We start from the raw sequence: 26,652 nt of genomic DNA, 5'->3' as shown, positions 1-26,652 counted from the left end.
CCGCGCATCGGCGTCCCTCCTCTCCGCTTCTCGTCGTCTCGATCCCGGTGACGGTTCAGCTGCCGGCCGCTTCGCCCGACTCCTCCGGACCGCCCTCGGCCTCCGCCGTGGGTTCCGCGACCGCCACCCGTGCCGGACGGATGATTCGCTCGCCCACTTGATAACCGGGCTGCAGGATCTCCACACACGTGGGTTCGGTGACATCGGTCGCGTACGAGTGCAGCAGCGCCTCGTGCACCGTCGGGTCGAACGGGTCGCCCTTGGAACCGAAGCTCTGCAGCCCCATCTTGGCCACGATCGACTCCAGCGACTCGGCGACCGACTTGAAGCCGCCCGCCAGTTCGCCGTGGTCCCGGGCCCGACCGATGTCGTCGAGCACCGGCAGCAGTTCGCTCAGCACCTTGATGGCGGCCAGCTCGCCCGCCACGTTGCGGTCCCGCTCGACCCGCTTGCGGTAGTTCGCGTACTCCGCCTGAAGCCGCTGCAGGTCGGCCGTGCGCTCGCCGAGTTGGTTGCGCAGCTCGGCGAGTTCGGCCGCCCCGGGGGCCGGGGCCGCCGCGGCTGCGGCGGTCCCGGTTTCCGGCTTCGACTCGGTTTCTTGGGCGTCGCCCGGGACGGCGCCGTGGTTCGAGCCGTTCCCTTCGGTCACGCAGCACCGCCCTTGCGGTCCTCGTCGACGATCTCGGCGTCCACGACGTCGTCGTCGGCGGTGTTGGCCGAGGCGTCACCCGCGCCGGCCGCGCCCTCGGTGCCCGGCTGGGCGTTCGCGTACATCGCGGTGCCCAGCTTCTGGCTCGTGGTGCTGACCTTCTCCGCGGCGTCGCGGATGGCGGCCAGGTCCTCGCCCTTGAGCGCGTCCTTGAGCTCGGTCAGCGACGTCTCGACCTCGGTCTTCACGTCGGCCGGGACCTTGTCGCTGTTGTCCTTGATGAACTTCTCGGTGGTGTACACCAGTTGCTCGGCCTGGTTGCGGGTCTCCGCGGCCTCGCGACGCTGGTGGTCCTCCTCCGCGTGCGCCTCGGCCTCGCGCATCATGCGGTCGATGTCGTCCTTCGGCAGGCCCGAGCCGCCGGTGATGGTCATCGACTGCTCCTTGCCCGTGCCCAGGTCCTTGGCGGACACGTGCACGATGCCGTTGGCGTCGATGTCGAAGGTGACCTCGATCTGCGGCAGCCCGCGCGGGGCCGGCGGCAGGCCGGTCAGCTCGAACATGCCGAGCTTCTTGTTGTACGCGGCGATCTCGCGCTCACCCTGGAACACCTGGATCTGCACCGACGGCTGGTTGTCCTCCGCCGTGGTGAAGATCTCCGAACGCTTCGTCGGGATCGTGGTGTTGCGCTCGATCAGCTTGGTCATGATGCCGCCCTTGGTCTCGATACCGAGGGACAGCGGGGTGACGTCGAGCAGCAGGACGTCCTTGACCTCGCCCTTGAGCACACCGGCCTGGAGCGCGGCGCCGACGGCCACGACCTCGTCCGGGTTGACGCCCTTGTTGGGCTCCTTGCCGCCGGTCAGCTCGCGCACGACGTCGGCGACGGCCGGCATCCGGGTCGAGCCGCCGACCAGGACGATGTGGTCGATCGCCGAGAGCGGGATGCCCGCGTCCTCGATGACCTTCTGGAACGGCACCTTGGTGCGGTCGAGCAGGTCCTGGGTCAGCTGCTGGAACTGGGCCCGGGTGAGCTTCTCGTCCAGGTGCAGCGGGCCCTCGGCCGAGGCGGTGATGTAGGGCAGGTTGATCGAGGTCTCCATCGAGGAGGACAGCTCGATCTTGGCCTTCTCCGCCGCCTCGCGCAGGCGCTGGAGGGCCATCTTGTCCTTGGACAGGTCCACGCCGTGGGCGTTCTGGAACTGCTTGACCAGGTGGTCCATGACCCGCTGGTCCCAGTCGTCGCCACCGAGGTGGTTGTCGCCGTTGGTGGCCTTGACCTCGACCACGCCGTCGCCGATCTCCAGGAGCGACACGTCGAACGTGCCGCCGCCGAGGTCGAACACGAGGATGGTCTGCTCGTCGGCCTTGTCCAGGCCGTACGCCAGCGCGGCCGCGGTGGGCTCGTTGACGATGCGCAGCACGTTCAGACCGGCGATCTCGCCGGCCTCCTTCGTGGCCTGCCGCTCGGCGTCGTTGAAGTACGCCGGCACGGTGATGACCGCGTCGGTGACCTTCTCGCCCAGGTAGGCCTCGGCGTCGCGCTTGAGCTTCATCAGGATGCGCGAGCTGATCTCCTGCGCGGTGTACTTCTTGTCGTCGATCGCCACGGACCAGGTGGTCCCCATGTGGCGCTTGACGGACCGGATGGTCCGGTCGACGTTGGTGACGGCCTGGCGCTTGGCCACCTCGCCGACCAGGACTTCACCGTTCTTCGCGAAGGCAACCACGGACGGTGTGGTCCGCGACCCCTCCGCGTTGGTGATGACGGTCGACTCGCCGCCTTCCAGAACGCTGACGACGGAGTTCGTCGTACCGAGGTCGATACCGACCGCACGTGCCATGATTCGGTTCCTCCAGGGGAAGAGTTGAGTGCTTGTCGCTCAAGCATGAGCTGCCCGGTTCAACGGGTCAAATCGCTTGAGTATTCCTCGCTCAACTTTAGTGCCTCGGCGGCTGTGAGGGGCGGGGTTCGGCGCCTCGATCACGTCACGGGACCACGAGGCCCGGACGCTTGGCGTCATCGAAACGTTGTGCGCCCCGGGAGACTTATTCAGGTGAATGTCACCACAAACGACACCCTTGACCTCTGCGGCCTCCGGGTGCACATGGCAGCATGTTCGCGCGCCTGCTGCCTGCCGCGCCGACGGCGGGCGAAACTCGAGATCCCAGGGGGACCCCCATGAGCGATGGTCAGGGCTATCCGCCCGTACCGCCGATGCCGCCCGGCCCGCCGGGCCAGCCCGGACCGCCGCAGGGGGGTTACCCACCGCCGCCGGCCGGCCATCCGCAGCAGCCCGGCGGTTTTCCGCAGCAGCAGCCCCAGCAGGGCGGCTTCCAGGAGACCGGCGGTTACCCGTACCCGCAGTACAGCGAGTACGGCCACTACCAGCAGTACGCGCAGAACCCGATCCAGCTCGACGCCAACGGCCGTCCGCCGCGGGGGGCGCGCAGCCGCAAGGTGATCGGCACCTGGATCGCCGGTATCACCGGCGCCGTGGTCGCCTCCGTGGTCGTCGCCGTGATCGGCTTCGACGACCCGACGGAGAAGAAGGACCCGGCGGCCGAGGCGAGCAAGCCGGCGCCGATCGTGGTCGGCAAGACGGCCGCGCCGAGCAACAGCGCGGCGGCCGCGCCGAAGAAGGCCGACATGTCCAACGAGCTGAAGATCCCGACGGCGCTGCCGCCGATCACCGGCCCGAAGATCACCGGCATCACGGTCGATCCGAAGACCTGGCCCAAGGCCTGCGACCTGCTGACCGACGAAGAGATCAAGACGGCGATTCCCGACGCCACGATCCGCGAGCGCAAGAGCCGCATGGGCCGGATCTCGAACATGTTCGGCAACAACGTGAACGACAACGAGTGCGAGATCACGTTCGACCTGCCGAATCTCCAGTCGTCGAACTACCCGGCCTCGATCAGCATCACCTCGTACGGATACAAGACGTTGGCCGACGAGAAGGTCTCCTTCGCCAAGGAAAAGACCAGCCAGGAGCGCTCGGCCAAGGCATTCCCCGATCAGTACGACGACATCCCGGCCGACAAGATCGGCGTGGACGGGGCGTTCCGGGAAGACCGCACGGTGCAGATCTCCAAGAACGGCTTCCGGGTCTGGATCATCCTCTCCGCCCAACTTGAGGACTCGCAGGGCAACCCGCTCAAGAACAGCACCTTGGCGCGCCAGTTCGGCCCGACCACGGCGGCGATCGTCGGACAGAAGCTGTGAGCGGGGGTTGGCAGCAGCCGCAACAACCCGGGCAGCAAGGCGGCGGTTACGGCCAACCCGGGCAATATCCGCAACATCCGGGCTACCCGCCCGGGCAGCAGGGATTCCCGCAGCAGCAGGGCTACGCGCCCCAGCACCCCGGCTACCCGCCGCAAGGCGGCTACGGGCCGCCCGGCGGGCCGTACGGACCACAGGGGCCGCAACGCCGGGGCAATCGGCCGGTGTTGTGGATCGCGGTCGTGCTGGTGCTGATCGCGGCAGGGGTCGGCGGCTTCCTGTTCCTGAAGAAGGACGACGACTCGAAGGACGCCGCGAAGTCCGGCCCGTCGTCCGGCGCCCCCGTCGCGCCCGGTGCCTCCGGCGGCGGCAAGAGCGGCGGCCCCGGCGGCCAGAGCGCGGCGCCGCTGCAACGACCGATGGTTTTCCCCGCAGCGCCGCCGGCCGACGCCGGGCCAGGATTCAATGCGACCAACGACGGCAAGAGCTGGCCGAAGGCGTGCGAGATGCTGTCCGACGCGCAGATCGGGAAGGTGATCAAGGGCGCCACGGTCAAGACCAGGAAGCCGGACACGACCGTGTCGGTCAAGTACGACTTCCCGGGTGCGGCCGACAACCAGTGCAACTTCGACCTGGCCGTACCGGACCCGAACAATCCGAAGTATCCGTCGTACGCCAAGATCGAGCTCACACTGCACGAGGTGAGCACCCCGGTGATCGCCAAGGGCCACTACGGCGACACCAAGAAGAACCGGGCACGCAAGCCGTTCGGCGAGTTCGAGGAGCTCGGCACCAAGCTGGGCACCGACGACGCGTTCCGTGACGACAGCTACATCTACTTCTACAAGGGGCCGTACTACGTGGAGCTGTACGTCCACTCCGGGCTGAGCGGCCCCGGCGGCGCGAAGCTCCCGGACGACGACGCGGTGAAGCAGTACGGGCCGACGCTCATCGGCTACCTCGTGGCACGGATGTAGCCAGTACGGATGTGGCCGCGGTCCGCGCGGTACGGCAGCAGCGGCGACAGCGCCTCGGAACAGCGCTTCGGAACAGGTAATCAGGAGGAGCACGGGGATGGTACGAATCGGGAACCCCGGGGGGAACCAGTACGGCGGCGGGCCGCATCAGCAGCAGCCGTACGGTCAGCCCGGCATGTACCAGCAGCAGTACCCCGGTGGCCCGATGCCGCCCCACCAGCCGCCGCGCCGCAGCAAGCTCAAGCCCGTGCTCGGCTGGATCGGCGTGGTCGTGGGCGGTGTGCTGGCGACGGTCGCCGGCTCGTACATCGTCGACGAGATCAACAAGAAGAACGACAAGGGCGACAAGCCGGTCGCGGAGAACGGGGTCGCGTTCCCCGACGGGTACACCCCGCCGCCCGGCGTGGCCTTCAGCGACGGCGCCAAGTTCCGGGCCAGCGGGGACACCGCCACCTGGCCGGACGCGTGCGACATGCTCTCCGACAAGGAGATCCAGAACGCGATCCCCGACTCGAGCATCGTGGGCGGTCGGCAGGGCAAGAAGGGCGCGAAGACGCCCAGGAACTACGAATGCACGGTCAACCTCAAGCTGCCCAACCTCGCGGACCCCGCGACGCCGGCCAAGCTCACCATGACCATCAAGGCGATCGGCGACGCCGGACCGGTCAAGGACATGTACGAGAAGGCGAAGAGCGAGGCGGCCCCGTTCACCGGCTTCGAGGACCTGGCCAACAAGCTGTTCGTACCGAGCGCCTTCCGGAACGACACCACCAAGCTGAACCTGTTCAAGCAGGGCACGAAGCCGGACTCGCCGGCCTACTACGTGGTGCTCGACGTCAAGGCCGACACCAAGGACTCGGCGGGCGGCCCCGAGACGAAGGACGCCTGGACCAAGAAGGCCGGACCCGCGCTGGTGCGCGTCCTCAACATCAAGATGACGGACGACTGAGATGACCGGCCAGTACAACAGCCCGAACTCCGGCCAGTATCCGGGCCCGCAGGGTCCCGGCTACCCGCCGCCCGGTCAGTATGGTGGCGGACAGCCGGGCCAGTACGGCCCGCCGCCGGGGCAGTACGGTCCGCCGCCCGGCTACGGCCCGCCCGGATACCCCCCGCCCCAGCCGCCGCGCCCCAACCGCCGCAAGCAGATCTTCAGCTGGATCGCCGTGGTCGCGGGCGGCACCGCGGCGACTGTGGTCGCGGCGCTGCTGATCAACGGCTCGGACGGCAAGAAGAACGAGGCGGTAAAGCTTCCCCCCACGGAGAGCGCCCGCAAGCTGGAAAGCTTCGACCCGAACGCGGTGAACAACACCTCGACGGCGGCGCCGTCCCAGGCCGCTTCGCGCCCGGCGGCGCCGCCGGCGCCCAAGCAGGGCGATCGCTTCGCCGCCACGAACGACCCGAAGACCTGGCCCGACGCGTGCGACCTCGTCACGGACGAGCAGATCAAGCTCGCGGTGCCGAAGGCCGGGAAGATCGAGAAGTACGGGGTCATCGCGGACAAGGGCTCCTGGGTCAGGGAGAATCCGCCGATCCGCAGCACGCAGTGCGAGTACACGGTGGAGGACACGGCGCTCCACGACCAACTGAGCCCGCTCAAGCTCCAGATCCGGATCTCGTACATCGGCGACGCGGCCGAGTCCGAGACCCGGTACTCGGGTGAGTTGTCGCGTAGCCAAAAGGGTCCGGCGTTCATGCAGTTCAAGGACTACGCGAAGACGCTCGGCATGGACGGCGCGTTCTACTCGGGCGACAACATGTACATGCGCAAGGGCGGCTACTACCTGGTGTTCGCCAAGACCGGCGGCGGCAGCGGGGTCGACGCGTCCGGCAACTTCGTCAAGGCGAGCGACTGGATCCCCGCCGCCCTGTCGAAGGTCGTCCCCGGCATCGCCGCCAAGATCTGAGATTGCCGTTGGTGGGTGGACAAACCCACCTCCGGCACCCTCGTTTCCTCGGCACTGCTCGCCCTTGCGCCTGCGGCCTCGGCAGGTACGTCGCAGTGCCTCAACGGCATATCGCAGCGGCAGAACGAGTTGGCGCAGCTGCATCACGAGAGTGTGAACGGTGCGTCGGGGCCCGCTATGGCGAGCGCAGCAGTCGACCTTTCCAACTGGGTCGCAAATACCCAGGCCACATGCCCTGTGGCCGCCGAAGATGCCTTCTGGGTAGCTCGCCACGCTTTGGACGAGGCTGCAGATTTGCACGTCCAATGGCTGCGTGAGGCGGCGATGGGCGCTGAGGAAAGGGCCAGGTCCGCTCTCGACGAGGCGTGGTCGGTGTCGGCGTCAAATGACTGGCTGAATTCCCTTTTTTGAAACGAGCCGCCGAATTTTCGGCGGCTCGTTTCACCGCTGAGATCATATATTCGCCGGAACGATGGCTACTCGTCGCGGTGGACGGTGTCCGGGGCGAAGCCCGGGAGGCAGACGGCGATGTAGTCGGCGCCCTCTTCGCCTCGGGTGCTGTAGCGGACCCATTCGCCGGCGGCGGTGTGGATGCCCTGGCCGGCGGCGACCTCCTGGGTGCCGCCCTCGTGCTCCACGGTGAGCACGCCGCGCAGGACCACCGTGTACTCGTCGAACTCGGGGCGCTGGCCGGGCTCCTCCCAGCCGCCGGGGCTGGTCATGTGCGCGATGCTGAGCGCCTCGTCGCCGGTGTTGACCCGGCCCACGAACTCGCGAATGGTCTTGGGGATGTTCCCAGCCGCCTCGACGACGGTCGGCTTCTCGATGAATTTCGGCATGGCCCCATCCTGTCCCAGGAGGCCGCCGAATCGTCGACGGCCTTGCCCGGCGACGGGGGAATCGGTCTCGACCGTGTCGCTCCCGCGGCTTCCGCCGGACACCCTTGGGAGGGAACGCTGTAAGTAGCCGGGTCGTGACACGGCGAAGGGCGCGTATGGACGACCACATCGACGAACACGAGCATCAGGACGGGCCGGAACCGGACGGGCGTACCTGGCGCACATGGGCAACGGGCGAGTTGATCGAACTCCCGGCCACCATCGCCGGCATTCGGGCTGCCCTGCCCGCCGAGCAGCGCGAGGAGTTCACCAAGGCGATCGAGGACACACCGGCACGGGACCTGCCCCTGACCCTCAACCGATGGGTCCGCCGCACCCGCCCGGAAGTCGACGAGGCAATCGAGCGAACGCACGACTGGGTCGAAGGGATCCACGCCGAAGCCGATGCAATGACGATCATGGGGGAGGAACGGAGTGTCGTACTCGATCGCGTACAGTCCCGCCTGCGAGAGGGCCCGCCTGAGTCTGCCCGCTGACAAGCGCCGGGATACGGATGCGGATCGTCGGCGACGTACCACAAGGACAGGCGCGAGGCGACGTGTGGCAGCGTGATCGTGGTCTACCAAATCACGAATAACTCGTTGCTGGTCACGGTCGTGGAACTCATGGGGTAACAAAAGCGAAAGGAAGCCCCGACTCTCGAAGGGCCGGGGCTTCCGTCGTCGGGGTCAGTGACCGGGGCGTGGCTTCGGGCGGAGGCCGCCGTAGCGGAGCGGGGTGATGGTGCCGGGCGGGATCGGGAAGGGCAACAGGTCGTCGGGTTGGGCGCCGTCGGTGGGGAACCAGACGCCGTCGTCGGGCACGACGTTCGCCGGGCCGGCGGTCCACTCCGCTCGCGCGGCGTCGAACGGCTGGACCGTCACCCGGCCGGTGTCGTCCACGCGCACGATCACGCCGGGCGGCTGCTCGGGCCGGCGCGCGTCGTCGGCGTGCTTCACCTTGTCCCCGATGCCGATGCCGCTGCCGCTCGATGTTGTTTCGTCCGGCGGTGGGATCGGTAGTTTCATGTCGACCTCGCTTCGGTGGGGGAGACCGGGGGCCGGCGGATCACTGGCGAGCGAGCGCCGGCCCCTGGCGGTTGGCTGCTGACTGGATACCGCTTGTGGCCCTCTCCGCCGACCGGGCCATGGGGGAAGGCGGAGAGGGTTCGGCGCCGTGCCGCCGGTAGCCACGACCAAATGGAGTCGGCGGCACGGCAGTTCAGGGAGTGGGCTCCGGTCGGTCGGCCGGGCGCACGCTGTCGGAGGGCATGCGCCATTGGATATCCGGACCGAACCGGGCCATGAGGAACCGCACTTCGTTCAGCAACGGTTGCGCCGCCACGATCTCGCCGGGTCCGCGCACACCGCGCACACCGTGCGCGACCACGCCGGGTTGCCCTATGTCGGCTTCGTCGTCCACCACTTCGAGGCGGGCCATGGAAATGGTGTAGGCGCTGCTGTTGGCCGTGAGCGCCACGACATAGCCGGTGGCCACGCGGTAGAGCGTGCCCACGTATCCGCTCCGCGTATCCCGCACGCGCACCTCGTCGGACGTCGCCAGGCGACGCCGCAAGTCGGCTTCTGTGGGCGGCTGTTGTCTTGTCACGGTCATGGCATGCCTGTCCCTCTCGCGCTGCGGCGGGTAGATATCCGGCCACATTCTGTGGACACGGAATGTCTATCCCAGGATCAACCCACCGCCTTACGATGCGGCCAGGCGAGAACCTGATTTGGGCAGCAATCAGGAATAAATGATCTTGAGGGATTAAACGACTTGGCCGAAGCGATCGACCCCACACAATCGTCCGCAAATATGTTCGCCACGCGTGTGACCAAGCTGCGTAAGTTGCGCATGCTTACGCAGGCACAACTGGCGACCCTGATCCACGTGCACGACACGCGCATCACCCAAATCGAACGGCGCACGGGCAGTCCGCCGACGTGGGAACAGGCCTGGCGCCTGGATGCCGCGCTGGGTGCAGACGACCTGCTCACGGACCTGTGGAAGGCGAGCCAGCGGGAGCTGGTCCCCGACTATGTCCGTGAGTACATGGACCGAGAGCAGGCGGCAACCAACCTGCGTTTCTATGCCGCGCAGATTGTGCCGGGTCTGCTTCAGACGAGGGCGTACGCTCGCGCCACGCTCCGACTCGGACAAGCGCTAACCAGTGACGACCAGCTTCGGGACCGTATCTCGCGACGATTGGACCGCCAAGCGCGCATTTTGCGCGGCGACAACCCTCCCCGTATCCGGGTCATCCTCGACGAAGCAGTTCTGGCCCGGAGCGCCGGCAGTCCGTTCGTGATGCGCGCTCAAATGGCTCGGTTGCTGGAGGAGGCGAACGCAGGTACCAAGATCCAGATCTTGCCGTTCCATGCGGGTGAACACGCGGCCATGGGTGGCTCTCTGACACTCGTTCAGACAGTGGACGGTAGCCGATACGCGTATACCGAAAGTGCATTCGATGGGCGACTCTGGGAGGGGCGGTCGGAGGTGAACGCGTTTGGCCTAACCTACGAGCAACTTCGGGCATCGGCCCTGTCTGCTCGGGAGTCCGAAGCGATGATCAGATCCGTAGCGAAAGGTATGTATCGTGCACCCCACCGGTTGGCGAACTTCCAGCTACAGCAACCAGCAAGGCGCGGAGTGCGTGGAAGTCGCTACATCCCCCGGCGCCGTCCCGGTGCGTGACTCGAAGGACCCTGCCCTGGGGCACCTCGTTGTCCCTGCGGCTTCGTGGGCGGTGCTCACAGAGGCGCTGCGCGGTTAGTGCGACCTGACGCCCCGTCGGCCGTTGTCGGTCGGCGGGGCTTCCTGCTGTTCTGCCGGGGCGGCTTCGCGGGTGGGTCGGGTGTTTCCGGCGAGGGTCGCGTCTGGGTCGGCTGTGCGGGGCGGGTCAGAGTCGTCGAGCGGGGCCGCCGCCGGCGTGCGGGGCTGCGAGGCGGAGGGTTCCCGACGAGACGGGTGCATTGGTCGGCGGGAAGGCGGCGGGGGTGCGTTGGGGTGCGCGTCTGCTCCGCAGCCGGGGTGGAGTCGACGCGCTGCGCCGTGGTGCGTGTCCGCTACGCGGCCCGGGGCCAGGTCTGGGTGGGGTTCGTCGTGGCGGCGGCGGGGGCGTGTTGGGGTGCGCGTCTGCTCCGCAGCCGGGGTTGGGTCGACGCGCTGCGCCGTGGTGCGTGTCCGCTACGCGGCCCGGGGCCGGGCCTGGGCGGCGTTCGTCGTGGCGGCGGCAGGGGTGCGTTGGGGTGCGCGTCTGCTCCGCAGCCGGGGTGGAGTCGACGCGCTGCGCCGTGGTGCGCGTCCGCTACGCGGCCGAGGCGGGGGCTCGGGTCGAGTCGGCCGGGGAGGCTTCCAGGGTGGGTCGGGTGGCCGGGTGTTTTCGGGGTGTGGTGGGCATGTGGGTGGCGGAGGTTTCACGAAACCGGATCCCGTGCGGTGCCGCAGCCTCTGTGCGAGAGAAGACCGCAGGTCAGCGCTGGCGGTTGCCGTTTCGAGTGCCTCGGGATCCGGTTTCGACGCCCACAGGGCAGTTTCGGTCTCCTCGGCGGCCTCCGGGAGGGCGCAGCGGCCGGGATCGGCTCCGATTGAGCGGTTTCGGTCGCCACGCGGGAGTTGAGGGGCCGGAGCAGACGAAACCGGCACTCGACACCCGACTTTCCATCCCCGCCCCACAAAACCGCAGGTCACCGAGACTCGAAGCCCACAACCACCCACCGGGATCCGGTTCCGAACCCCAGCCTTTCCCCAGACATCCCCCGAACCGCCCCGACCCACCCTTGAAGCCTCCCCGGCCGACTAGACCCGAGCCCCCACCTCGGCCGCGTAGCGGACGCGCACCACGGCGCAGCGCGTCGACTCCACCCCGGCTGCGGAGCAGACGCGCACCCCAACGCACCCCTGCCGCCGCCACGACGAACGCCGCCCAGGCCCGGCCCCGGGCCGCGTAGCGGACGCGCACCACGGCGCAGCGCGTCGACTCCACCCCGGCTGCGGAGCAGACGTGCACCCCAACGCACCCCTGCCGCCGCCACGACGAACGCCGCCCAGACCTGGCCCCGGGCCGCGTAGCGGACACGCACCACGGCGCAGCGCGTCGACCGGCAACCCGACCACCCTCCCCGCCGCTGCCGCCGCATCCCCGCCCGCTCGCCCCGCCCGTAAATCGTTGGCGGCCCTACCCGGCCGCTTGGGACCGTGCAGGTGACGCAGGTTCGGCCGCCGTAGCGGTCACGGGGAAGGGGTCAGCCATGTCCACACTCAAGGTCTCGGTCGAGCGGTTGGTGGTGCACCCGCACCCCGATGCCGATGCGTTGGAGCTGGCCCAGGTCGGGCTGTACCGGGCCGTCGTCGCCAAGGGGGCCTACGTGACCGGGGATGTGGCGCTGTACATCCCGGAGCAGGCGATCCTGCCCGACGCGCTGATCGACGAACTCGGGCTCACCGGGAGGCTCGCCGGCTCGGCCAAGAACCGGGTGCGGGCCATCCGGCTGCGTGGCGAGTTGTCGCAGGGCATCGTCTGTCGGCCGGCCGCGCTGACCGAGCTCGGTCTCGACCTCGACGCCGCGCTCGCCGACGGCAAGGACTTCGCCGAACTGCTCGGCATCGTCAAGTGGGTGCCGCCCGTCCCCGTGCACATGAGCGGCGACGTCGTGGCCGCGCCCGATCTGCTGCCCTGGGTCGACATGGAGAACATCCGGCGCCACCCGGACCTGTTCACGGCCGGCGAGTCGGTGGTGGCCACGGAGAAGATCCACGGCACCGCCTGCCTCTACACCTACCTCACCCACACCGGCGAGAGCTTCGTCTCGTCCAAGGGCTTCGGCGCGCGGTCGCAGGCGCTGGTCCGGGACGAGCACAACCTCTACTGGCGCAGCGTGCTCGCGCACCGGCTGCCCGAGGTCGCCGCGGAGGTGGCCGCGCGGTTCGGCGCGGCCCGGGTGGGCGTGTTCGGCGAGGTGTTCGGGCAGGGTGTGCAGGACCTGGGCTACGGCGCGCAGGGGCGGTCCGAGCTGCCCGGCTACGCGGTGTTCGACATCGCGCTCGCGGACGACGCCGGCGCGGTACGGCACGTCGACGCCGAGGAGTTGGCCGACCTGCTCGCCGACCTCACGACCGCGCCGCCGGTGGTGCCGACGCTCTACGCCGGGCCCTACGACGAAGCCGAACTGCTCGCCCTGTCCGAGGGCCGGGAGACCGTCTCGGGCACCGCCGCGCACCTGCGTGAAGGGCTGGTGGTGCGCCCGGCGCGCGAGCGGTACAGCGCCGTGGTCGGGGGGCGTGCGATCGGCAAGATCGTCTCCGCGTCCTACCTGATGCGCAAGGGCGGCACGGAGTACGAGTGAGCGCACCCTCGGGCCCCACCGGTCCGGGTCGAATGAGAGAGGATGGCGTCGATACGTCTGGAGAGGATCCTTCATGAGCATCGACCCGTCCTCGCTTCCGAGGTCGACCTTCGTTCCGGCCGCGCCGGTCGTCAAGCCGTCGGCGGACCTGATCAACCAGGTCCTCGACGAACTCCAGGTGAACCATTTCACCGACGAGGAGGGCGACATCTGTGCGCCCTGGGACGGCTTTCGCGTCTACTTCATGCTGCGCGGAGACAAGCAGGAGATCTTCACGGTCCGGATGTTCCTGGACCGTGCGTTCGACCCGGCCGACCGGCCGCGGATGCTGGAACTGCTGGACGAGTGGCACCGCCAGTTCTTCTGGCCCAAGGTCTACACGCACGAGCACGAGGAACAGCTGCGGCTGATCGGCGAGGCCCAGCTCGACTGCGAGCCGGGGATCAACCGCGAGCTGTTCGTGTTCACCACGCGCGCGTGGATCAGCACGTGCATCTCGTTCGCGAACTGGATCACCGAGCAGTACGGCCCCGAGGACAAGCCGGCGACCGACGGCGAGGCATAGCCGGACCCCGCGCGTGTGGGGGCCGCCGATCGTCCCCCACACGCCATCGGACCACCCCGGGTCCGCGCCCGGGCGGGCCGGTCTCAGCCGGCGAGCCGCTTGGCGGCCTCCTCCAGGACCTCGACGCGTTTGCAGAAGGCGAAGCGGACCAGGGGGCGGCCCACCTCCACGTTGTCGAAGAAGACCACCTCGGGGATCGCCACCACGCCGCGCAGTTCGGGCAGTTTGCGGCAGAAGTCGAGGCCGTCGGCGTAGCCGAGCGGGGTGATGTCGGTGGTGGTGAAGTAGGTGCCCTGCGGCTCGTACACGGTCAGTCCGGCCGCCCGCAGTCCGCCGCCGAGCAGGTCGCGCTTGTGCCGCAGGTCCTCGCGCAGCCCGTCGAAGTACGTGTCCGGCAGGCGCAGCGCGTGTGCGATCGCGGGCTGGAACGGGGCGCCCGAGGTGTAGGTCAGGAACTGCTTGGTCGTGCGCACCGCCGCGATCAGCTCCCTCGGCGCGCACACCCAGCCGACCTTCCAGCCGGTGAACGAGAACGTCTTGCCCGCCGAGGAGATGGTGACGGTGCGCTCGCGCATGCCCGGCAGGGTCGAGATCGGGATGTGCTCGCCGGTGTAGACCAGGTGTTCGTACACCTCGTCGGTGACCACGATCAGGTCGTGCTCGATCGCGACGGCGGCGATCGCCTCCAACTCGGCCCGGGTGAGCACCGTGCCGGTCGGGTTGTGCGGGGTGTTGAGCATGATCACCCGGGTGCGGTCGGTGACCGCCGCGCGCAGTTCGTCGAGGTCCGGACGAAAGTGCGGAGGGCGCAGGGTGACGCCCACCCGGCGGGCGCCGGCCATCGCGATGCAGGCCGCGTACGAGTCGTAGAACGGTTCGAGCGCGATCACCTCGTCGCCCGGTTCGAGCAGCGCGAGCAGCGCGGCGGCGATCGCCTCGGTGGCGCCGGTGGTGATCAGCACCTCGCCGTCCGGGTCGAACGTCTGCCGGTGGAAGCGCTGCCGGTGCTCCGCCACGGCCAGCCGTAGATCCGGGATACCGTCGCCGGGCGGGTACTGATTCGCCCCGTCGCGCATCGCCGCGACGGCCGCCTCGATCACCTCCGCCGGGCCGTCGGTGTCGGGGAAACCCTGGCCGAGGTTGATCGCGCCCGTGGTGCGCGCGAGGGCGGACATCTCGGCGAAGATCGTCGTGCCGAGGCCGTCCAGGTGTCTGGCCAACAGGGGTCGGTTCATCCGTACGGCTCCTTCGCGAGGGTCGGCTCTTCGGGCCCATCCTCGCCTGCGACACCCCGCCGCTCACAGGGCGCCCTTCACCCGTTCGTGTGATTGCCTTTCACCTGCGTGGGTGACGACGGTGTGCCTTCGGGCACCTACGGTGAGTCATGTCCCCTGGTTTGCAGCCGATTGTCGCCCCGGGAGCCTCCCGAGGGTGTTCCCCGTTGCCCGGACAGATGAGCGCGAGAAATGCACGCCACACTCACCACCACGTACACCGACACCCGCGCGGACGCCCTCGGCTGGTGCCTGGGCATGCCGCCGCTTCCCGCGTTGGCCGCGCGCGACATCGACCTCGAAGGACTGAAGCTGGACCTGCGCCTGCTCGGCGCCTCGCACCAGGTGCTGATCGCCCCCGAGCCGGGCGGGGCCGAGCCGGTGTCCGAGACGGTCGCGTGCGTGCCGGGCGCGGCCGCCCCGTTGCCCGCCCGCGCGGCGACCCGGCTCGGTCGGTGGGAGTACGAGTTCACCGCGCTGACCCGGCAACTCGGCGACACCGTGTTCGCGGCCCGGGTGCGCGAGATCGTCGCGCTGGCCACCGGGCACCGATACGGCCTGATCGGCGAGTATCCGGGGCTGCCCCACGCGGTCACCGCGATCGTGGTGGAGCGCTGCGGGGCGGGCGTGGTCTGGTCCACGTGGCACACGTATCCGCAGGAATGCCGGATCGTGAGCACCCGGAGCCGCGCGATGTGAGGCCGCTCGGGCGCGGACCCGGCGCACCCACCCGCGACGCGTAGTCGGATCGGGTGAACCGTCGGCGCGTTCGGCGCCCCCCGCGCGCTCCGCGCCTAGCGTGCTCCGGGTGAACTCCCCAGCGCCGCGCGCCGCCACGATCGTGCGCGCGTCGGCCGCCCGGTCCCCCTCCACCGCGATCGCCCCCGGGCCCGCGCGATTCGTGGTCCTGCTCGCCGTCCTCGTCTGCGCGGCCTGCGGCCTGGTCTACGAACTCGCGCTGGCCACGCTCGGCGGCACGCTGGGGGGTGATCCGGTGGTGGAGACCTCGATCGTGTTGTCGGTGATGGTCTTCGCGATGGGCGTCGGCGCGCTCGTCGCCAAGCCGTTCGTGCGCCGCGCGGCACCCGCGTTCCTGGCCGCCGAGATCCTGCTCGCCGCGTGCGGCGGGATGTGCGCGACCGTGCTGTTCGCCGGGTTCGCCTGGTACGACGTCTACCGCTGGCCGATGATCGCCGTCGCGGCCGTGCTCGGGCTGCTGATCGGCGCCGAGATCCCGCTGCTGATGACCCTCGTCCAGCGGATCCGGCCGCAGGAGGCGGGCAGCGCGGTGGCCGACCTGTTCGCGGCCGACTACGTGGGCGCGCTGGTCGGCGGCCTGCTCTTCCCGTTCCTGCTTCTGCCGCACCTGGGCCAACTGCGCACCGTGGTGCTCGCGGGCATGGTCAACGCGATCGCCGGCGCGCTCGTGGTGTTGTGGTTGTTCCGGGCCGACCTGCCGGTGCGCTCACGGGTGGGCATGTACGCCGCGGTGGGTGCCGTGCTCGCCCTGCTCGCCGGGACCTGGCTGTACACGCCCGCCTTCGAACGGGCCGCGCGCGACGCCCTCTACGACGGCGACGTGGTGTCCGCCCGCGGGGACGTGGTGGTCACCCGCACCGCCGCCGGCCCCGAGATGTACGTGGCCGGCGAGCGCCGGGTGGCGGCCGCGGGGGCGAGCGAGACCGCCCAGGCGCTGGTGCACCCGGCGATGGCCGGCCGACACGAACGGGTGCTCGTGCTCGGCGGGGGCGACGGGCTGGCCCTGCGCGAGGTGCTGCGCTACGCGGCGGTGCGCGACGTGGTGGTCGTGGTCGCACACGTCGCCGAGACCGCGCCCGCCCGCACCGATCCCGCCCTGCGCGCCCTCGCCGGCGACGCGTTCGCCGACCCCCGGGTGCGGGTGGTCGGTGCGGACGCCTTCGCGTGGGTACGGGCGACCGCCCAGCGCTTCGACGTGGTGGTCGCCGACCTGCCCGGGCCCACCGTCGGCGCCGGCGCGCGTCTGTACACGCAGGAGTTCTACGGCCTGGCCCGCACCGTGCTGCGCCCGGCGGGCCGGATCGTGGTGCGCGCGCCCGCGCCCGACGCGCACCCCCGGGCGTTCTGGTGCGCCGACGCGGGCCTGCGCGCCGCCGGGCTGCGCACGCTGCCCTACCGGATCACCGTGCCGGGCCCGGCGGATCGGGGCTTCCTGCTCGCCGCGCTCGCGCTCGTGCCCGGGGCCGCGCCGCGGCCGGCCGACGACGCGCCGGACCCGGCGGTCGTACCGTTCCTCGCCGCCGACCGCGCGGCCCTCGCGAGCGTGTTCCCGCCGCACGAGGCGCGGGTGGAGGTGCCGCCGTCCACCCTGAACGACCCGCGCATCGCCGACTACGCCCGCGAGTAGCCCGGCCCGCGAGTGGCCCACCCGCTCAGCGGATCGACATGTAGGCGCGGAACGCCTTGTGCAGCGCGGGCTGCACCGGGTACTCCCACTCGCCCAGGTTCTCCACCACGCGCCCGTTCGTACCGAGCTTCCAGCGCAGCACCCCGAACAGCCGGTCGTCGGGGTCGATCACCGGACTGACCCCGCGCATGTCGTAGACGGGTATGCCGCGCTCGTGCACGTCCTGGATCATCCGCCACTGGAGCGCGTGGCTGGGCCGCACCCCTCGGCCGTGGTCGGTGGAGGCGCCGGTCTGGTACCAGACCCGCTCGCCCGCGGTGATCAGCGTGTGCGCGGCCAGGAGCCGGTCCTCGAACCGGGCCAGATACAGCTTCATCCGACCCGCCGCCTCGGTGTTCAGCGCCCGGTACTGCCGCTGGTAGTACGGGAGTTCGCGGCCCAGCCGGAACCCGTTGCGGCGCTCGGTCACCTGGAGCAGGTCGAAGAACGCGGGCAGGTCCTCGTAGCCGCCCACGGTGATGTCCACGCCGGCCTTGCCCGCCTTGGCGATCGCGCGCTTCCACTCCTGGTTGAAGCCCGCCTTGACCTGGTCCAGGGCCCGCCCCTCGAACGGCAGCTCGAAGGTGTACCGGGGCTGCGCGTCCGCGCCGTCGCCCGAGGCCCGCCACCCCAGGTCGCCCAGTCGCAGCGCGACCGTCGCCCCGAGCGGGTCGATCTCGTCCGGGGTGACCCGATCCAGGTGCTTGAGCCCGTGCCGGACCGCGTCCTTGACGGTCTGCGCCTGCCAGCGCCGGTGGGCCAGCGGTGGGCCCATCCGCACGGTGAACACGTGCCGGGCACGCATGTGTTCGATCAGCGGCGCCAGCCAGCGCTGCGGGTTCGGGTCGGCCCAGTCGATCACCGGACCCTCGGGGAGGTACGCGAACCAGTACGGCACCTTGGGCATCTTGCGGTACAGCACCAGGGCCGTGCCGACCACGGCGCCGTTCGCGTCGAACCAGCCGATGCCCTCGCTGCGCCACGCCTCCTTGACCACGGCCCACGAGGGGTACTGCAGGAACCCCGCGTCGCCGCGCCCGTCGAGGTGCGCGAGGTGCGCGTCCTCGGTCAGCGGGGCGACCCGCAACGCCCGGTCGGCCGGCCCGGCGGGCGCGACGGAGCCGGCGGGCACTGCGGTGACGGAAGGTCGGGCGGGCGGCGCCGGAAGCAGCGTGACCACGGGACGTCTCCTAGGGGACGGAGTGATGCGGGTGGGGTAGCCCCGCAAACCCTTAGAGCCCGTGGGCGAACGGTTTCGTCACCAACAAATTCGGATGCAACGGAAGTGGCCTCCCAGGCACTCAGACAACGGGGGAGCATGTCCGAAACCCCGAACGCGGCCGAATTGGAGACGTTTGTGAGCCATGTCGTCTCGGGCCGACCGGGGGGCCGGCACGCTCGTGCGGAGGATCGCCCGCCCGCGTCCGAGACGCCGGCGGACGCACCCGCGCGCTCGATCGAGCGGGCGCCGGGCCGGGGCCAGGGGGGCGGAACCGAGAAGGCGGGCGGCCGATCGGTGCTGCGCGGCGGCGCGAACCTGGCGCTCGGCTCCGCGGTCTCCCGCCTGACCGGGTTCGCCCGCAGCGCCACCGTGGTCGCGGCGCTGGGCACCGGCCTGTTCGCCGACGGCTACAACGTGGCCAACACGGTGCCCAACATCCTCTACATCCTGCTCGTCGGCGGCGCGCTCAACTCGGTCCTGGTGCCGCAACTGGTGCGCGCGGCCCGGCGCGACGCGGACGGCGGGGCCGGGTACACCGACCGGCTGCTCACCGCGGTGGGCTGCCTGCTGCTCGTGCTCACCCTCGCCGGCGTGCTCGCGGCGCCCGCGATCGTGTCCGCCTACGCGGACTACGACGGCGCCCAGCGCACACTGACCGTCGCGCTGGCCCGGATGTGCCTGCCGCAGATCCTCTTCTACGGCATGTTCGCGCTGGTCGGCGAAGTACTCAACGCGCGCGGGCGGTTCGGGCCGATGGCCTGGACGCCGATCCTGAACAACGTCGTGGTGATCGCGGTCTTCGGGTCCTTCCTGCTGGTCGCGCACGACGTGCGGGACGCGCAGGGCATCACCCCGGCGCAGGTCCGCCTCCTCGGCCTGGGCACCACACTCGGCATCGTCGTACAGGCGCTGACCCTGGTGCCGTACCTGCGCGCGGCGGGCGTGCGCTTTCGGCCCCGCTTCGACTGGCGCGGCCACGGCCTGGGCGCGCCGCTGCGGATGGCCGGCTGGGCGGTCGCCATGGTCGGCGTCTCGCAACTGGGCTACTGGCTGGTGACCCGGCTCGCGGTCGAGGTGTCCGACAAGGCGGTGAAGTCCGGTCTCGGCCACGGCGTGGGCTACACCGCCTACGCCAACGCGCAACTGCTCTGGGTCGTACCGCACGGCGTGGTCACCGTGTCGATCGCGACCATGCTGATGCCCCGGATCAGCCGTGCGGCGGCCGACGGACACCCCGCCACGGTCCGCGCGTTGGTCTCCCGGGGCCTGCGGCTGAACGCGCTGGTGATCGTGCCGGTGTCGTTCCTGTTCCTCGCCCTCGGCCCGCAGGTGACCGCGGTGGTCTTCCAACACGGCATCACCACCGAGGCGGACACCCGGGCGATGGGCCTGATGTTGACCGCGTTCGCACCCGGACTGATCGCCTACTCGGGGCAATACCTGATCCAGCGCGGCCTGTACGCGGTACAGGACGCCCGCACGCCGTTCTGGGCCAACGCGGCGATGACCCTGGCCGGCGCGTTGTTCTCGCTGATCGCCTACTGGACGCTGCCCGCCGAGTGGGCGGTCACCGGGATGGCCGCCGGATACAGCGTCGCGCAGGTGATCGGCCTGGTGTGGCTGGCCCGGGTGCTGCGCCGGAAGCTGCGCGGCCTGGACACGGTCCGGGTGGCGCGCACCCACCTGGGCCTGGCGCTGGTCTCCGCCGGTGCGGCGGGCGGCTCCTGGCTCCTGGCCCGCTGGTGTGCGCACACGCTCGGCTCGGGGCCGGCGGGAGCCGCGGTCGCGCTGGCCGGCGCCACCGTGTTGTTCGCGGTGATCGTGGCGCCCGTCGCCTACCCGAGGGCTCGCCGGTTGTGGTTGCCCGAGGAGCCGGCGCGCCCGGCCCCGGACCCGGAGGCGCTGCCGAGGGTGATCGACCCCGACGCACCGACCGGGCGGCACCGGCGGATGTGATGGGGTGGGCGGTACACACCGACCGTCCGGGTCGGTGCGCGGGCGCGTCGTCGGACGGCGGCCCGTCGCCACGAACGGGGGAGAACGGATGCAGTACGAAGTCGTCGTGCCGATCCCGGTCCGATCTGTCTGGGAGACCTTCCACGACGCCGAACGCCTTGGGCGGTGCATTCCGGGCCTGGTGCCCGAGGAACCGGTCCGCGGCGGTACCGAGGGCGTCGTGCTGACCGGCCGCTGGCGGGTACGGGTCGGCGCCGACACCGTCGCCTTCCGCGGCCTGTTGCGGCTCGCCGCCGCGGCCGAGCCGTTGGCGCTGATCGCGACCGTGGTCGGGGTCGAGGAGCCGGGCGCGGCCGGGGGCGAGGGGCCGCCGGCCGCCCGCCTCGACGCCGAGTTCACGGTGCGGCTGTACGACCTCGTCGCGGCCGAGGACGACGACGCGGAGCACGCCGGCGAGACCCGGATCGTATTCGCCGCCGAGCCGGGCGAGTTCGGCTCGGTCGAGGCCGCGCGGCAGGCCGCGTTCGCCCGCGCGGCCGACCTGTTCGCCGCCGCGCTGGCCGACGAACTCGCGCCCGAGGCGGCGGCCGACACGCCGTTCGAGCCGGTCCGGCCGCTCGCCGAGCCGTTCTCGACGCCGCCCCGCACCCGGCCCGTGCCACCGCGTCCGGCCGAGCCCGGCTCCGAGGCGGACCTGTGGTCCGAGGTCGGACACGGCGGCGGCCGCGCCGCGCGCCGGGCGATCCGGGTGCTGGTCCCGGCGCTGGGCGCCGTCGTGCTCTGGCGCCTGGTCCGGGTGCGGGCCCGCCGCGAGCGCGTCGGCCGAGCCTGAACGGGCCGGGTGCGCGGCGGCGATAGGCTCCCGTGCCATGACCTCCGACCGTGATGCGCTGCTCGAACAGATCAAGACCAAGGCCGTCGTGCACGGCCGGGTCGTCCTGTCCTCCGGTCGGGAGGCGGACTACTACGTCGACCTGCGCCGGATCACCCTGGACGGCGAGGCCGCGCCGCTGGTCGGCAAGGTCATGCTCGACCTCACCGCCGACCTGGACTTCGACGCGGTCGGCGGACTGACCCTGGGCGCCGACCCGGTCGCCGGGGCGATGCTGCACGCCGCCGCCGCGCAGGGCCGCAGGCTGGACGCGTTCGTGGTGCGCAAGGCCGGCAAGGCGCACGGCCTGCAGCGCCGGATCGAGGGCCCGGACGTGCGGGGCCGGCGGGTGCTCGCGGTCGAGGACACCTCCACCACGGGCGGCTCGGTGCTGACCGCCGTCGAGGCCCTGCGCGAGGCCGGCGCCGAGGTCGTCGCGGTCGCGGTGATCGTCGAGCGCGGTGCCGCGCCCACCGTGGAAAAGGCCGGCCTCGAGTATCGGGTCGCCTACCACCTGGAAGACCTCGAACTGAATTAGCCGCCCCGCTCGCGCATTCCGCCGTCGGCCGTCCCGTGTGATGCCTTGCGCATTCATGGGACGGCCATTGCTTTTTTCGCGGTCTCGGATATTGTCGAACCAGTTCCGACGTCGGCGCATCCGTCGACCGGACTTCCCGGGGGGGAAGTATGAATTCGTCGTGTATGCCGCCCTGCATGCGCTCGCCGCGCTCTCGCGGCCGAGTCGTCCTGTGCCGATCGGGGCGTTGAACACTCTGCTCTTTCCCCTCGGGCCGCCGGGTCGGTTCCCCGTCCGACCCGGCGGCCACCTTCTTCTTCGACGCCGTCCCCGCAGCCGCTCCGGCGGTGGCCGGGGCGGCGCCGAGGACGGCACCGCCCCGGCCACCGCCGGTACCGAGTCCACCCCGCTCCCGGTCCCCGTCCGGGGGCGGGGTGTTTCGCATTGCCCCGACCGTCCGGCGACCCGACGCACGGCGAGCCGGAAAGGTTGTACGCCCGCGTATTTCATTCCGATCAATTGCCGGTGCCGTACCCGGAACATCCTCCGGGACGACAAAAAGCGGCGGCGCGCCAATGCGCACCGCCGCTTCGGAGCGTATGTGTTCAGTTACCCGAGGAAGCCGCTTCGCGCTTCGCCTCCCGCTTGCTGCGCACGACCTCGATGATGATCGGCAGCACCGAGATGAGCACGATGACGAAAACGCCCGGCAACAGGTATTTGTCGATGCTGCTGCCGATCGTGTCACCGAGCTTGTAGCCGAGCAGGATGATGCCGTCGGTCCACACGAGGCCGCCGATGACGTTCCAGAGGAAGAACGTCCGGGCGGGCATCTCCAGCACCCCGGCGACCGGGTTCAGGAAGGTGCGGACGATCGGGATGAACCGGGCGAGCAGCACCGCCTTGGCCGGGCCGAACTTCTCGAAGTACTGCTCGGCCTTGGTCACGTACTCGGTCTTGAACAGCTTCGAGTCCGGTTTGCTGAACATCTTCGTGCCGTAGCGGGCCCCCAGGAAGTGGCCGAACTGGGCACCGGCGATCGCACACAGCGGTGCCCCGACGAGCAGCCAGGGCAGCGAGATGGACGTGCCGACGATCTCGTCCGCCGACGAGGACGCGGCGACGCCGGCCAGGAACAGCATCGAGTCGCCGGGGAAGAAGAACCCGACCAGCAGACCCGTCTCGGCGAAGATGATCGCGAGGATGCCGATGAGTCCGAACGTCGAGATGAGGGACGTCGCGTCGAGGACGTTGACAGCTTGGAATTCCACCTTGTGAGGGTAGTGCGCGGGCGGCTCGGGTGGTCACCCGTCCCCGCTTCCGGGCACGCATCATTACCGGGTCGGGACGTCCCGCGGCGATCGAGGGCCGTTTTCGGCGGTGTCCGCACCTGCGCGGACACATGTACGTACACAGAGTCAGGGGTGACACGTGGGCAACGAGCGGCTGGTGGTGATCGGCGGCGACGCCGCCGGGATGAGTGCGGCCTCGCAGGCCCGGCGGCGGCGCGGCGAGGACGACCTGGAGATCGTGGTGATCGAGCGGGGCCGGTTCACCTCGTACTCCGCGTGCGGCATCCCCTATCTGGTCTCCGGGGACGTGGACGGCCCCGACGCGCTGATCGCACGCACGCCCGACGAGCACCGCAAGCGGGGGATCGACCTGCGCCTGGGCGTCGAGGCGGAGGGTCTCGACCTGGATCGCCGCACGGTCGAGATCCGCGACCTGACCACCGGCAGGGCCGACCGGATCGGCTTCGACCAGCTGGTCCTGGCCACCGGCGCGGTGCCGATCCGGCCGCCGCTGCCCGGGATCGACGCACCCGGCGTGCACGGGGTGCAGACCCTGGAGGACGCCCGCGAGCTGATCGAGTGGTTGGCCCCCGCACACCGCCGGGCGGTGGTGGTCGGCGGCGGTTACATCGGTATCGAGATGGCCGAGGCGATGGTCCGCAAGGGCCTGGCGGTCACCGTCGTGGACCGCTCCGCGCAGCCGATGTCCACCCTGGACCCCGACATGGGCGCGCTGGTGCACGAGGCCATGGAGGGCATGGACATCGACGTGGTGACCGAGACCGAGGTGGTGGGGATCGAGGTGACCGACGGTCGGGCGAGCGCCGTGCTGACCGCCGACGGCCGGTTCCCCGCCGACATCGTGGTCCTGGGCCTGGGCGTGCGTCCCGCCACCGAACTCGCCCGCGCGGCCGGTCTGCCGCTCGGTGCGAGCGGCGGACTGACCACCGACCTGCGGATGCGGGTCGGCGTCGGCGGCGGTGCCGAGGGCATCTGGGCCGGCGGCGACTGCGTCGAGGTGCTCGACCTCGTCTCCGGCCGCCGCCGGCACATCGCGCTCGGCACCCACGCGAACAAACACGGCCGGGTGATCGGCACCAACATCGGCGGCGACTACGCCACCTTCCCCGGGGTGGTCGGCACCGCCGTCAGCAAGGTGTGCGACCTGGAGATCGGCCGCACCGGCCTGCGCGAGAAGGACGCGGCGGCGGCCGGCTTCGAGTTCGTCACCGCGACCATCGAGTCCACCGGCCGGGCCGGCTACTACCCGGGCGCGCGGTCGATGCGGGTCAAGATGATCGCCGAGCGGATCACCGGCCGACTTCTCGGCGTACAGATCGTCGGCCGCGACGGCGCCGCCAAGCGCATCGACACCGCGGCCGTCGCGCTCACCCACCGGATGACGGTCGAGGAGATCACTTCGCTCGACCTCGGCTACGCGCCCCCGTTCTCCCCGGTTTGGGACCCGATCCTGGTCGCCGCCCGCAAGGCGGCACAAAAGGTCGCCGAGGATCGCTGACCGGCGATCGGCCCCGCCGGCCGGCGGTCAACTCGTCGGCGGCTTGTAGCCGGAGAGATCGAGGGACGCGACCACCCGGTCGGCGATGTCGGAGCCGGCCGGGAGCCCGACGGTGTGGATGTACACACCCTGGTCGACCAGCCACCACAGCCGGATGTCGTACGACCCCACTTCGGCGCATGTCACGGTCCAGGAGCGGTACTTCGCGGGGTGGCCGGCGACCGTCACGGTCGACTTGGCGGTCAGCCGCATGGTCGGCCCCCCGTGCGGCGAAGGCGTGACGGGGACGCCGTCGCGCATGCACGACGGCCGGGTCGGCCCGCCGTCGTCCTTGTCGACGGTTGCCTCGGCGGGCCAGCCTCCCGAGGCATCCGGGACGGGTCTGACGCTGACCCAGGCGCCGTGACCCAGGCAGTCACCGGTGTACGCGGGGTCGGCGAGCACACACTCGTGCCGGGCGTCCGCCCGCACGACCCGCCACGACGGCTGGGTCCGGAACCTCACCGCCGAGACGTCGTCGGACCTGGGCTTGGTGGACGAACCGGGAGCGGTGCTCGCCGGCTTCGACGACGGCGGCCGGGTCGTCGGGCGGGTGTCCGGCCGGGTGTCCTCCGACTCCGCCGTGCTCGACTCCGGAGTCCCGTTCGCCTCGAGGACGTCGGTCGGAGCGTCGTGCGTCGGCAGCGCCGACGTCATGCCGGGGGAGGGCGTCACGAATGCGGTGGGCGGCGGTGTGGGCACCCGGGACTGGAGCGGCGTGCTCCGGTTCGTGGTGGGCGCCCCCACCAGGGACACCCCGCCGACGACCGCCGCGGCCAGGAGCACCGCGGACAGCGGGAGCCCGATGCTCTTCCACCGGGAGTGCGCGGACCGGTCGGCGTGCGGCGGGGCCGGCGGTCGCAGTCGGTGCGCGGTGACGGTGTCCGCCCGGGCCGCCATCGCCGCGCGCAGCAGGTCCTCCACCGATTCGTCGCGCGCATTGGGTTCGGTCACGACTGTTCGTCCTTCATGAGTTTTTCGAGGGCGTCGATGGCACGACTCGCCGTGGACTTCACCGCTCCACGGGAGAGTCCGAGCGTTTCGGCGATCTGCGCCTCCGTCATGTCCGACCAGTAGCGCAGCACGAGCACCTCGCGCTGTCGCGGGGCCAGGCGCTGTACTGCGCCGAGCACCCGCAGATGTTCCTCGGAGAGCACCACGGCGTCCTCCGGCGAGGCGGCGGCCGGCTCGTGCGGGGGGACGTAGGCACGGGCCGTACGGCGCCGGCGCAACACCGAGCGGGAGAGGTTGACCACCGACGTGCGCAGGTAGGCCATCGCGTTGTCGACGTCGTCCAGGTCCTCGCCGAAGCGGCGGTACAACGCGGTGAAGGCGTCCTGGACCACGTCCTCGGCGGTGCCGAGGTCGTCCACGAGCAGGATGGAGAGCCGGACCATGCCCAGCCGTCGGGCGTGGTAGAGCTCGGTCAGGGTCGGCCGGGCCGGCGGTTCCTCCCGACCGCCCCGCAGGATGCGCAGCCGCGGTCGACGCGGTGCGGCGCCGGCCGTCGCGTCGTCGGACGCGGAGTCCGGCGATCGCTCGTCGCCCCCGAATGCCGGCATGCTCAGCAGCGCCACGGCCCCGCCGCCCCCTTCGCTGTCGTCGGACCGTCCCCACCCCTTGTGCACGGCCCGTGTCAGGGAGACGTCTCGACTCGCCGCGGGTTGCGCCCGCCTTCGAAGTCCTTGTGTCGCCGGGTCCGTTCGCGGTGCCCGGCCCGGCCGCGCGGCGCGGGTCGACGGGCGCGGATCCGGCCGACGTCCTCGCGACAGCGCTCATGGCGGACACGTGCATGACAGGGGTGTCCCCCGGGGAAGGTGGGGGGAAGAAAAACGAAGACGAACCGGAGCCCCGGGCGCCGTGAAAGCCGGCGCCGTCGGGTTCCGAGCGTTGTGATCCGCCGCTCTCCGCCTGCCGCATCCGAGACACGTGTCCGATGGGATGGTCGCGCCCGATCGAAAGTTCGTACGGAAGATCTTTCCGAGCCCGG

Annotated in this window: 26 protein-coding genes; 16 read left to right on the top strand and 10 right to left on the bottom strand. The window is 70.7% G+C overall.

Annotated elements, in window-relative coordinates; genetic code table 11:
- Positions 1-55 precede the first annotated feature (55 nt).
- Positions 56-649, bottom strand: a complete 594-nt coding sequence (gene grpE / locus EMA17_RS10410) for a nucleotide exchange factor GrpE (RefSeq protein WP_126636604.1) — start codon at positions 647-649, stop codon at positions 56-58.
- Entirely contained in the window at positions 646-2,493 is a 1,848-nt protein-coding gene (gene dnaK / locus EMA17_RS10405) for a molecular chaperone DnaK (RefSeq protein WP_126636603.1), read from the bottom strand. The genes grpE and dnaK overlap by 4 nt, the downstream gene beginning before the upstream one ends.
- A gap of 338 nt (positions 2,494-2,831) precedes the next feature.
- Between dnaK and EMA17_RS10400 the strand changes: the two genes are divergently transcribed.
- The 5 genes from EMA17_RS10400 (at position 2,832) to EMA17_RS10380 (ending at position 7,170) form a co-directional block, all read left to right on the top strand.
- The gene (locus tag EMA17_RS10400; RefSeq protein WP_126636602.1) at positions 2,832-3,878 is read left to right on the top strand and encodes a hypothetical protein; all 1,047 of its coding nucleotides are present in this window, start codon (positions 2,832-2,834) and stop codon (positions 3,876-3,878) included.
- A complete protein-coding gene (locus tag EMA17_RS10395) occupies positions 3,875-4,852 on the top strand; it encodes a hypothetical protein (RefSeq protein WP_126636601.1) in 978 nt (325 codons plus the stop codon). Before EMA17_RS10400 ends, EMA17_RS10395 begins: the two co-directional genes overlap by 4 nt.
- 97 nt (positions 4,853-4,949) lie before the next feature.
- On the top strand, positions 4,950-5,801 hold the full coding sequence (locus EMA17_RS10390; protein ID WP_126636600.1) for a hypothetical protein: 852 nt from the start codon (positions 4,950-4,952) through the stop codon (positions 5,799-5,801).
- Position 5,802: 1 nt separating this feature from the next.
- On the top strand, positions 5,803-6,759 hold the full coding sequence (locus tag EMA17_RS10385) for a hypothetical protein (protein ID WP_126636599.1): 957 nt from the start codon (positions 5,803-5,805) through the stop codon (positions 6,757-6,759).
- 15 nt (positions 6,760-6,774) lie between these two features.
- A complete protein-coding gene (locus tag EMA17_RS10380) occupies positions 6,775-7,170 on the top strand; it encodes a hypothetical protein (RefSeq protein WP_126636598.1) in 396 nt (131 codons plus the stop codon).
- Between the two features lie 65 nt (positions 7,171-7,235).
- On the opposite strand, the gene EMA17_RS10375 is transcribed toward EMA17_RS10380, so the two are convergent.
- Complete coding sequence (locus EMA17_RS10375) at positions 7,236-7,598, bottom strand: cupin domain-containing protein (RefSeq protein ID WP_126636597.1); 363 nt, start codon at positions 7,596-7,598, stop codon at positions 7,236-7,238.
- Positions 7,599-7,753: 155 nt separating this feature from the next.
- On the opposite strand from EMA17_RS10375, the gene EMA17_RS10370 reads away from it, so the two are divergent.
- Positions 7,754-8,134 (top strand): hypothetical protein, encoded by a 381-nt coding sequence (locus EMA17_RS10370; protein ID WP_170222142.1) that lies wholly within the window; start codon positions 7,754-7,756, stop codon positions 8,132-8,134.
- 192 nt (positions 8,135-8,326) lie between these two features.
- Here the strand turns inward: EMA17_RS10370 and EMA17_RS10365 are convergent, their stop codons facing one another.
- Together EMA17_RS10365 and EMA17_RS53920 are read right to left on the bottom strand one after the other, a co-directional pair.
- Positions 8,327-8,665: a hypothetical protein gene (locus tag EMA17_RS10365; protein ID WP_126636596.1), complete on the bottom strand. Its 339-nt coding sequence runs from the start codon at positions 8,663-8,665 to the stop codon at positions 8,327-8,329.
- Positions 8,666-8,858: 193 nt separating this feature from the next.
- Positions 8,859-9,152 carry a hypothetical protein gene (locus EMA17_RS53920; RefSeq protein WP_246126568.1) on the bottom strand — a complete coding sequence of 98 codons (294 nt, stop codon included), beginning with the start codon at positions 9,150-9,152 and terminating at the stop codon, positions 8,859-8,861.
- 261 nt (positions 9,153-9,413) lie between these two features.
- Here EMA17_RS53920 and EMA17_RS10355 point away from each other — a divergent pair, with 261 nt between their 5' ends.
- The 4 genes from EMA17_RS10355 (at position 9,414) to EMA17_RS10340 (ending at position 13,547) form a co-directional block, all read left to right on the top strand.
- Positions 9,414-10,331, top strand: coding sequence for a helix-turn-helix domain-containing protein (locus EMA17_RS10355; protein WP_246126567.1), 918 nt, complete (start codon positions 9,414-9,416; stop codon positions 10,329-10,331).
- A complete protein-coding gene (locus EMA17_RS53915; protein WP_246126566.1) occupies positions 10,291-10,410 on the top strand; it encodes a DUF397 domain-containing protein in 120 nt (39 codons plus the stop codon). The genes EMA17_RS10355 and EMA17_RS53915 overlap by 41 nt, the downstream gene beginning before the upstream one ends.
- Positions 10,411-11,887: 1,477 nt before the next feature.
- Complete coding sequence (locus EMA17_RS10345) at positions 11,888-12,982, top strand: RNA ligase (ATP) (protein WP_126636595.1); 1,095 nt, start codon at positions 11,888-11,890, stop codon at positions 12,980-12,982.
- 73 nt (positions 12,983-13,055) lie between these two features.
- The gene (locus EMA17_RS10340; RefSeq protein WP_078976169.1) at positions 13,056-13,547 is read left to right on the top strand and encodes a type III secretion system chaperone family protein; all 492 of its coding nucleotides are present in this window, start codon (positions 13,056-13,058) and stop codon (positions 13,545-13,547) included.
- An 83-nt stretch (positions 13,548-13,630) separates the two neighbouring features.
- On the opposite strand, the gene EMA17_RS10335 is transcribed toward EMA17_RS10340, so the two are convergent.
- Entirely contained in the window at positions 13,631-14,782 is a 1,152-nt protein-coding gene (locus EMA17_RS10335; RefSeq protein WP_126636594.1) for a pyridoxal phosphate-dependent aminotransferase, read from the bottom strand.
- Between the two features lie 231 nt (positions 14,783-15,013).
- Here EMA17_RS10335 and EMA17_RS10330 point away from each other — a divergent pair, with 231 nt between their 5' ends.
- Complete coding sequence (locus EMA17_RS10330; RefSeq protein WP_126636593.1) at positions 15,014-15,520, top strand: DUF2617 family protein; 507 nt, start codon at positions 15,014-15,016, stop codon at positions 15,518-15,520.
- Between the two features lie 109 nt (positions 15,521-15,629).
- Positions 15,630-17,207: a polyamine aminopropyltransferase gene (locus EMA17_RS10325; protein ID WP_218042742.1), complete on the top strand. Its 1,578-nt coding sequence runs from the start codon at positions 15,630-15,632 to the stop codon at positions 17,205-17,207.
- A gap of 25 nt (positions 17,208-17,232) precedes the next feature.
- Here EMA17_RS10325 and EMA17_RS10320 read toward each other — a convergent pair whose 3' ends face one another.
- Positions 17,233-18,426: a lipid II:glycine glycyltransferase FemX gene (locus EMA17_RS10320; protein WP_126636592.1), complete on the bottom strand. Its 1,194-nt coding sequence runs from the start codon at positions 18,424-18,426 to the stop codon at positions 17,233-17,235.
- Positions 18,427-18,564: 138 nt separating this feature from the next.
- Here EMA17_RS10320 and murJ point away from each other — a divergent pair, with 138 nt between their 5' ends.
- The 3 genes from murJ to pyrE all read left to right on the top strand — a co-directional run bounded on the left by murJ (position 18,565) and on the right by pyrE (position 21,833).
- Positions 18,565-20,424, top strand: coding sequence for a murein biosynthesis integral membrane protein MurJ (gene murJ, locus EMA17_RS10315; RefSeq protein ID WP_246126565.1), 1,860 nt, complete (start codon positions 18,565-18,567; stop codon positions 20,422-20,424).
- Positions 20,425-20,512: 88 nt separating this feature from the next.
- The gene (locus tag EMA17_RS10310) at positions 20,513-21,256 is read left to right on the top strand and encodes an SRPBCC family protein (RefSeq protein WP_126636591.1); all 744 of its coding nucleotides are present in this window, start codon (positions 20,513-20,515) and stop codon (positions 21,254-21,256) included.
- Positions 21,257-21,293: 37 nt separating this feature from the next.
- Positions 21,294-21,833: an orotate phosphoribosyltransferase gene (pyrE, locus tag EMA17_RS10305; protein ID WP_126636590.1), complete on the top strand. Its 540-nt coding sequence runs from the start codon at positions 21,294-21,296 to the stop codon at positions 21,831-21,833.
- A gap of 584 nt (positions 21,834-22,417) precedes the next feature.
- Here the strand turns inward: pyrE and EMA17_RS10300 are convergent.
- Complete coding sequence (locus EMA17_RS10300) at positions 22,418-23,083, bottom strand: DedA family protein (RefSeq protein ID WP_126636589.1); 666 nt, start codon at positions 23,081-23,083, stop codon at positions 22,418-22,420.
- A gap of 160 nt (positions 23,084-23,243) precedes the next feature.
- Between EMA17_RS10300 and EMA17_RS10295 the strand changes: the two genes are divergently transcribed.
- The gene (locus EMA17_RS10295; protein WP_126636588.1) at positions 23,244-24,623 is read left to right on the top strand and encodes an FAD-dependent oxidoreductase; all 1,380 of its coding nucleotides are present in this window, start codon (positions 23,244-23,246) and stop codon (positions 24,621-24,623) included.
- A 27-nt stretch (positions 24,624-24,650) separates the two neighbouring features.
- Here EMA17_RS10295 and EMA17_RS10290 read toward each other — a convergent pair whose 3' ends face one another.
- Positions 24,651-25,616, bottom strand: coding sequence for a hypothetical protein (locus tag EMA17_RS10290; RefSeq protein ID WP_126636587.1), 966 nt, complete (start codon positions 25,614-25,616; stop codon positions 24,651-24,653).
- Positions 25,613-26,239, bottom strand: a complete 627-nt coding sequence (locus EMA17_RS10285) for a SigE family RNA polymerase sigma factor (RefSeq protein WP_246126564.1) — start codon at positions 26,237-26,239, stop codon at positions 25,613-25,615. Before EMA17_RS10285 ends, EMA17_RS10290 begins: the two co-directional genes overlap by 4 nt.
- Positions 26,240-26,652: the final 413 nt, after the last annotated feature.

Source organism: Embleya hyalina, from assembly GCF_003967355.1.
Lineage (GTDB): Bacteria > Actinomycetota > Actinomycetes > Streptomycetales > Streptomycetaceae > Embleya > Embleya hyalina.
Note: the sequence above shows the minus strand (reverse complement) of the source record. Positions and strands in the feature narration are given on the sequence as shown.

Bases quoted from the DNA above. Each gene is read 5' to 3' on its own strand.
- EMA17_RS10310 (WP_126636591.1), top strand. From the start codon at position 20,513: ATGCAGTACGAAGTCGTCGTGCCGATCCCGGTCCGATCTGTCTGGGAG.
- pyrE (WP_126636590.1), top strand. From the start codon at position 21,294: ATGACCTCCGACCGTGATGCGCTGCTCGAACAGATCAAGACCAAGGCC.
- EMA17_RS10375 (WP_126636597.1), bottom strand. From the start codon at position 7,598: ATGCCGAAATTCATCGAGAAGCCGACCGTCGTCGAGGCGGCTGGGAAC.
- EMA17_RS10370 (WP_170222142.1), top strand. From the start codon at position 7,754: ATGGACGACCACATCGACGAACACGAGCATCAGGACGGGCCGGAACCG.
- EMA17_RS10340 (WP_078976169.1), top strand. From the start codon at position 13,056: ATGAGCATCGACCCGTCCTCGCTTCCGAGGTCGACCTTCGTTCCGGCC.
- EMA17_RS10335 (WP_126636594.1), bottom strand. From the start codon at position 14,782: ATGAACCGACCCCTGTTGGCCAGACACCTGGACGGCCTCGGCACGACG.
- EMA17_RS10385 (WP_126636599.1), top strand. From the start codon at position 5,803: ATGACCGGCCAGTACAACAGCCCGAACTCCGGCCAGTATCCGGGCCCG.
- murJ (WP_246126565.1), top strand. From the start codon at position 18,565: ATGTCCGAAACCCCGAACGCGGCCGAATTGGAGACGTTTGTGAGCCAT.
- EMA17_RS10390 (WP_126636600.1), top strand. From the start codon at position 4,950: ATGGTACGAATCGGGAACCCCGGGGGGAACCAGTACGGCGGCGGGCCG.
- EMA17_RS10330 (WP_126636593.1), top strand. From the start codon at position 15,014: ATGCACGCCACACTCACCACCACGTACACCGACACCCGCGCGGACGCC.
- EMA17_RS10400 (WP_126636602.1), top strand. From the start codon at position 2,832: ATGAGCGATGGTCAGGGCTATCCGCCCGTACCGCCGATGCCGCCCGGC.
- EMA17_RS10345 (WP_126636595.1), top strand. From the start codon at position 11,888: ATGTCCACACTCAAGGTCTCGGTCGAGCGGTTGGTGGTGCACCCGCAC.
- dnaK (WP_126636603.1), bottom strand. From the start codon at position 2,493: ATGGCACGTGCGGTCGGTATCGACCTCGGTACGACGAACTCCGTCGTC.
- EMA17_RS10365 (WP_126636596.1), bottom strand. From the start codon at position 8,665: ATGAAACTACCGATCCCACCGCCGGACGAAACAACATCGAGCGGCAGC.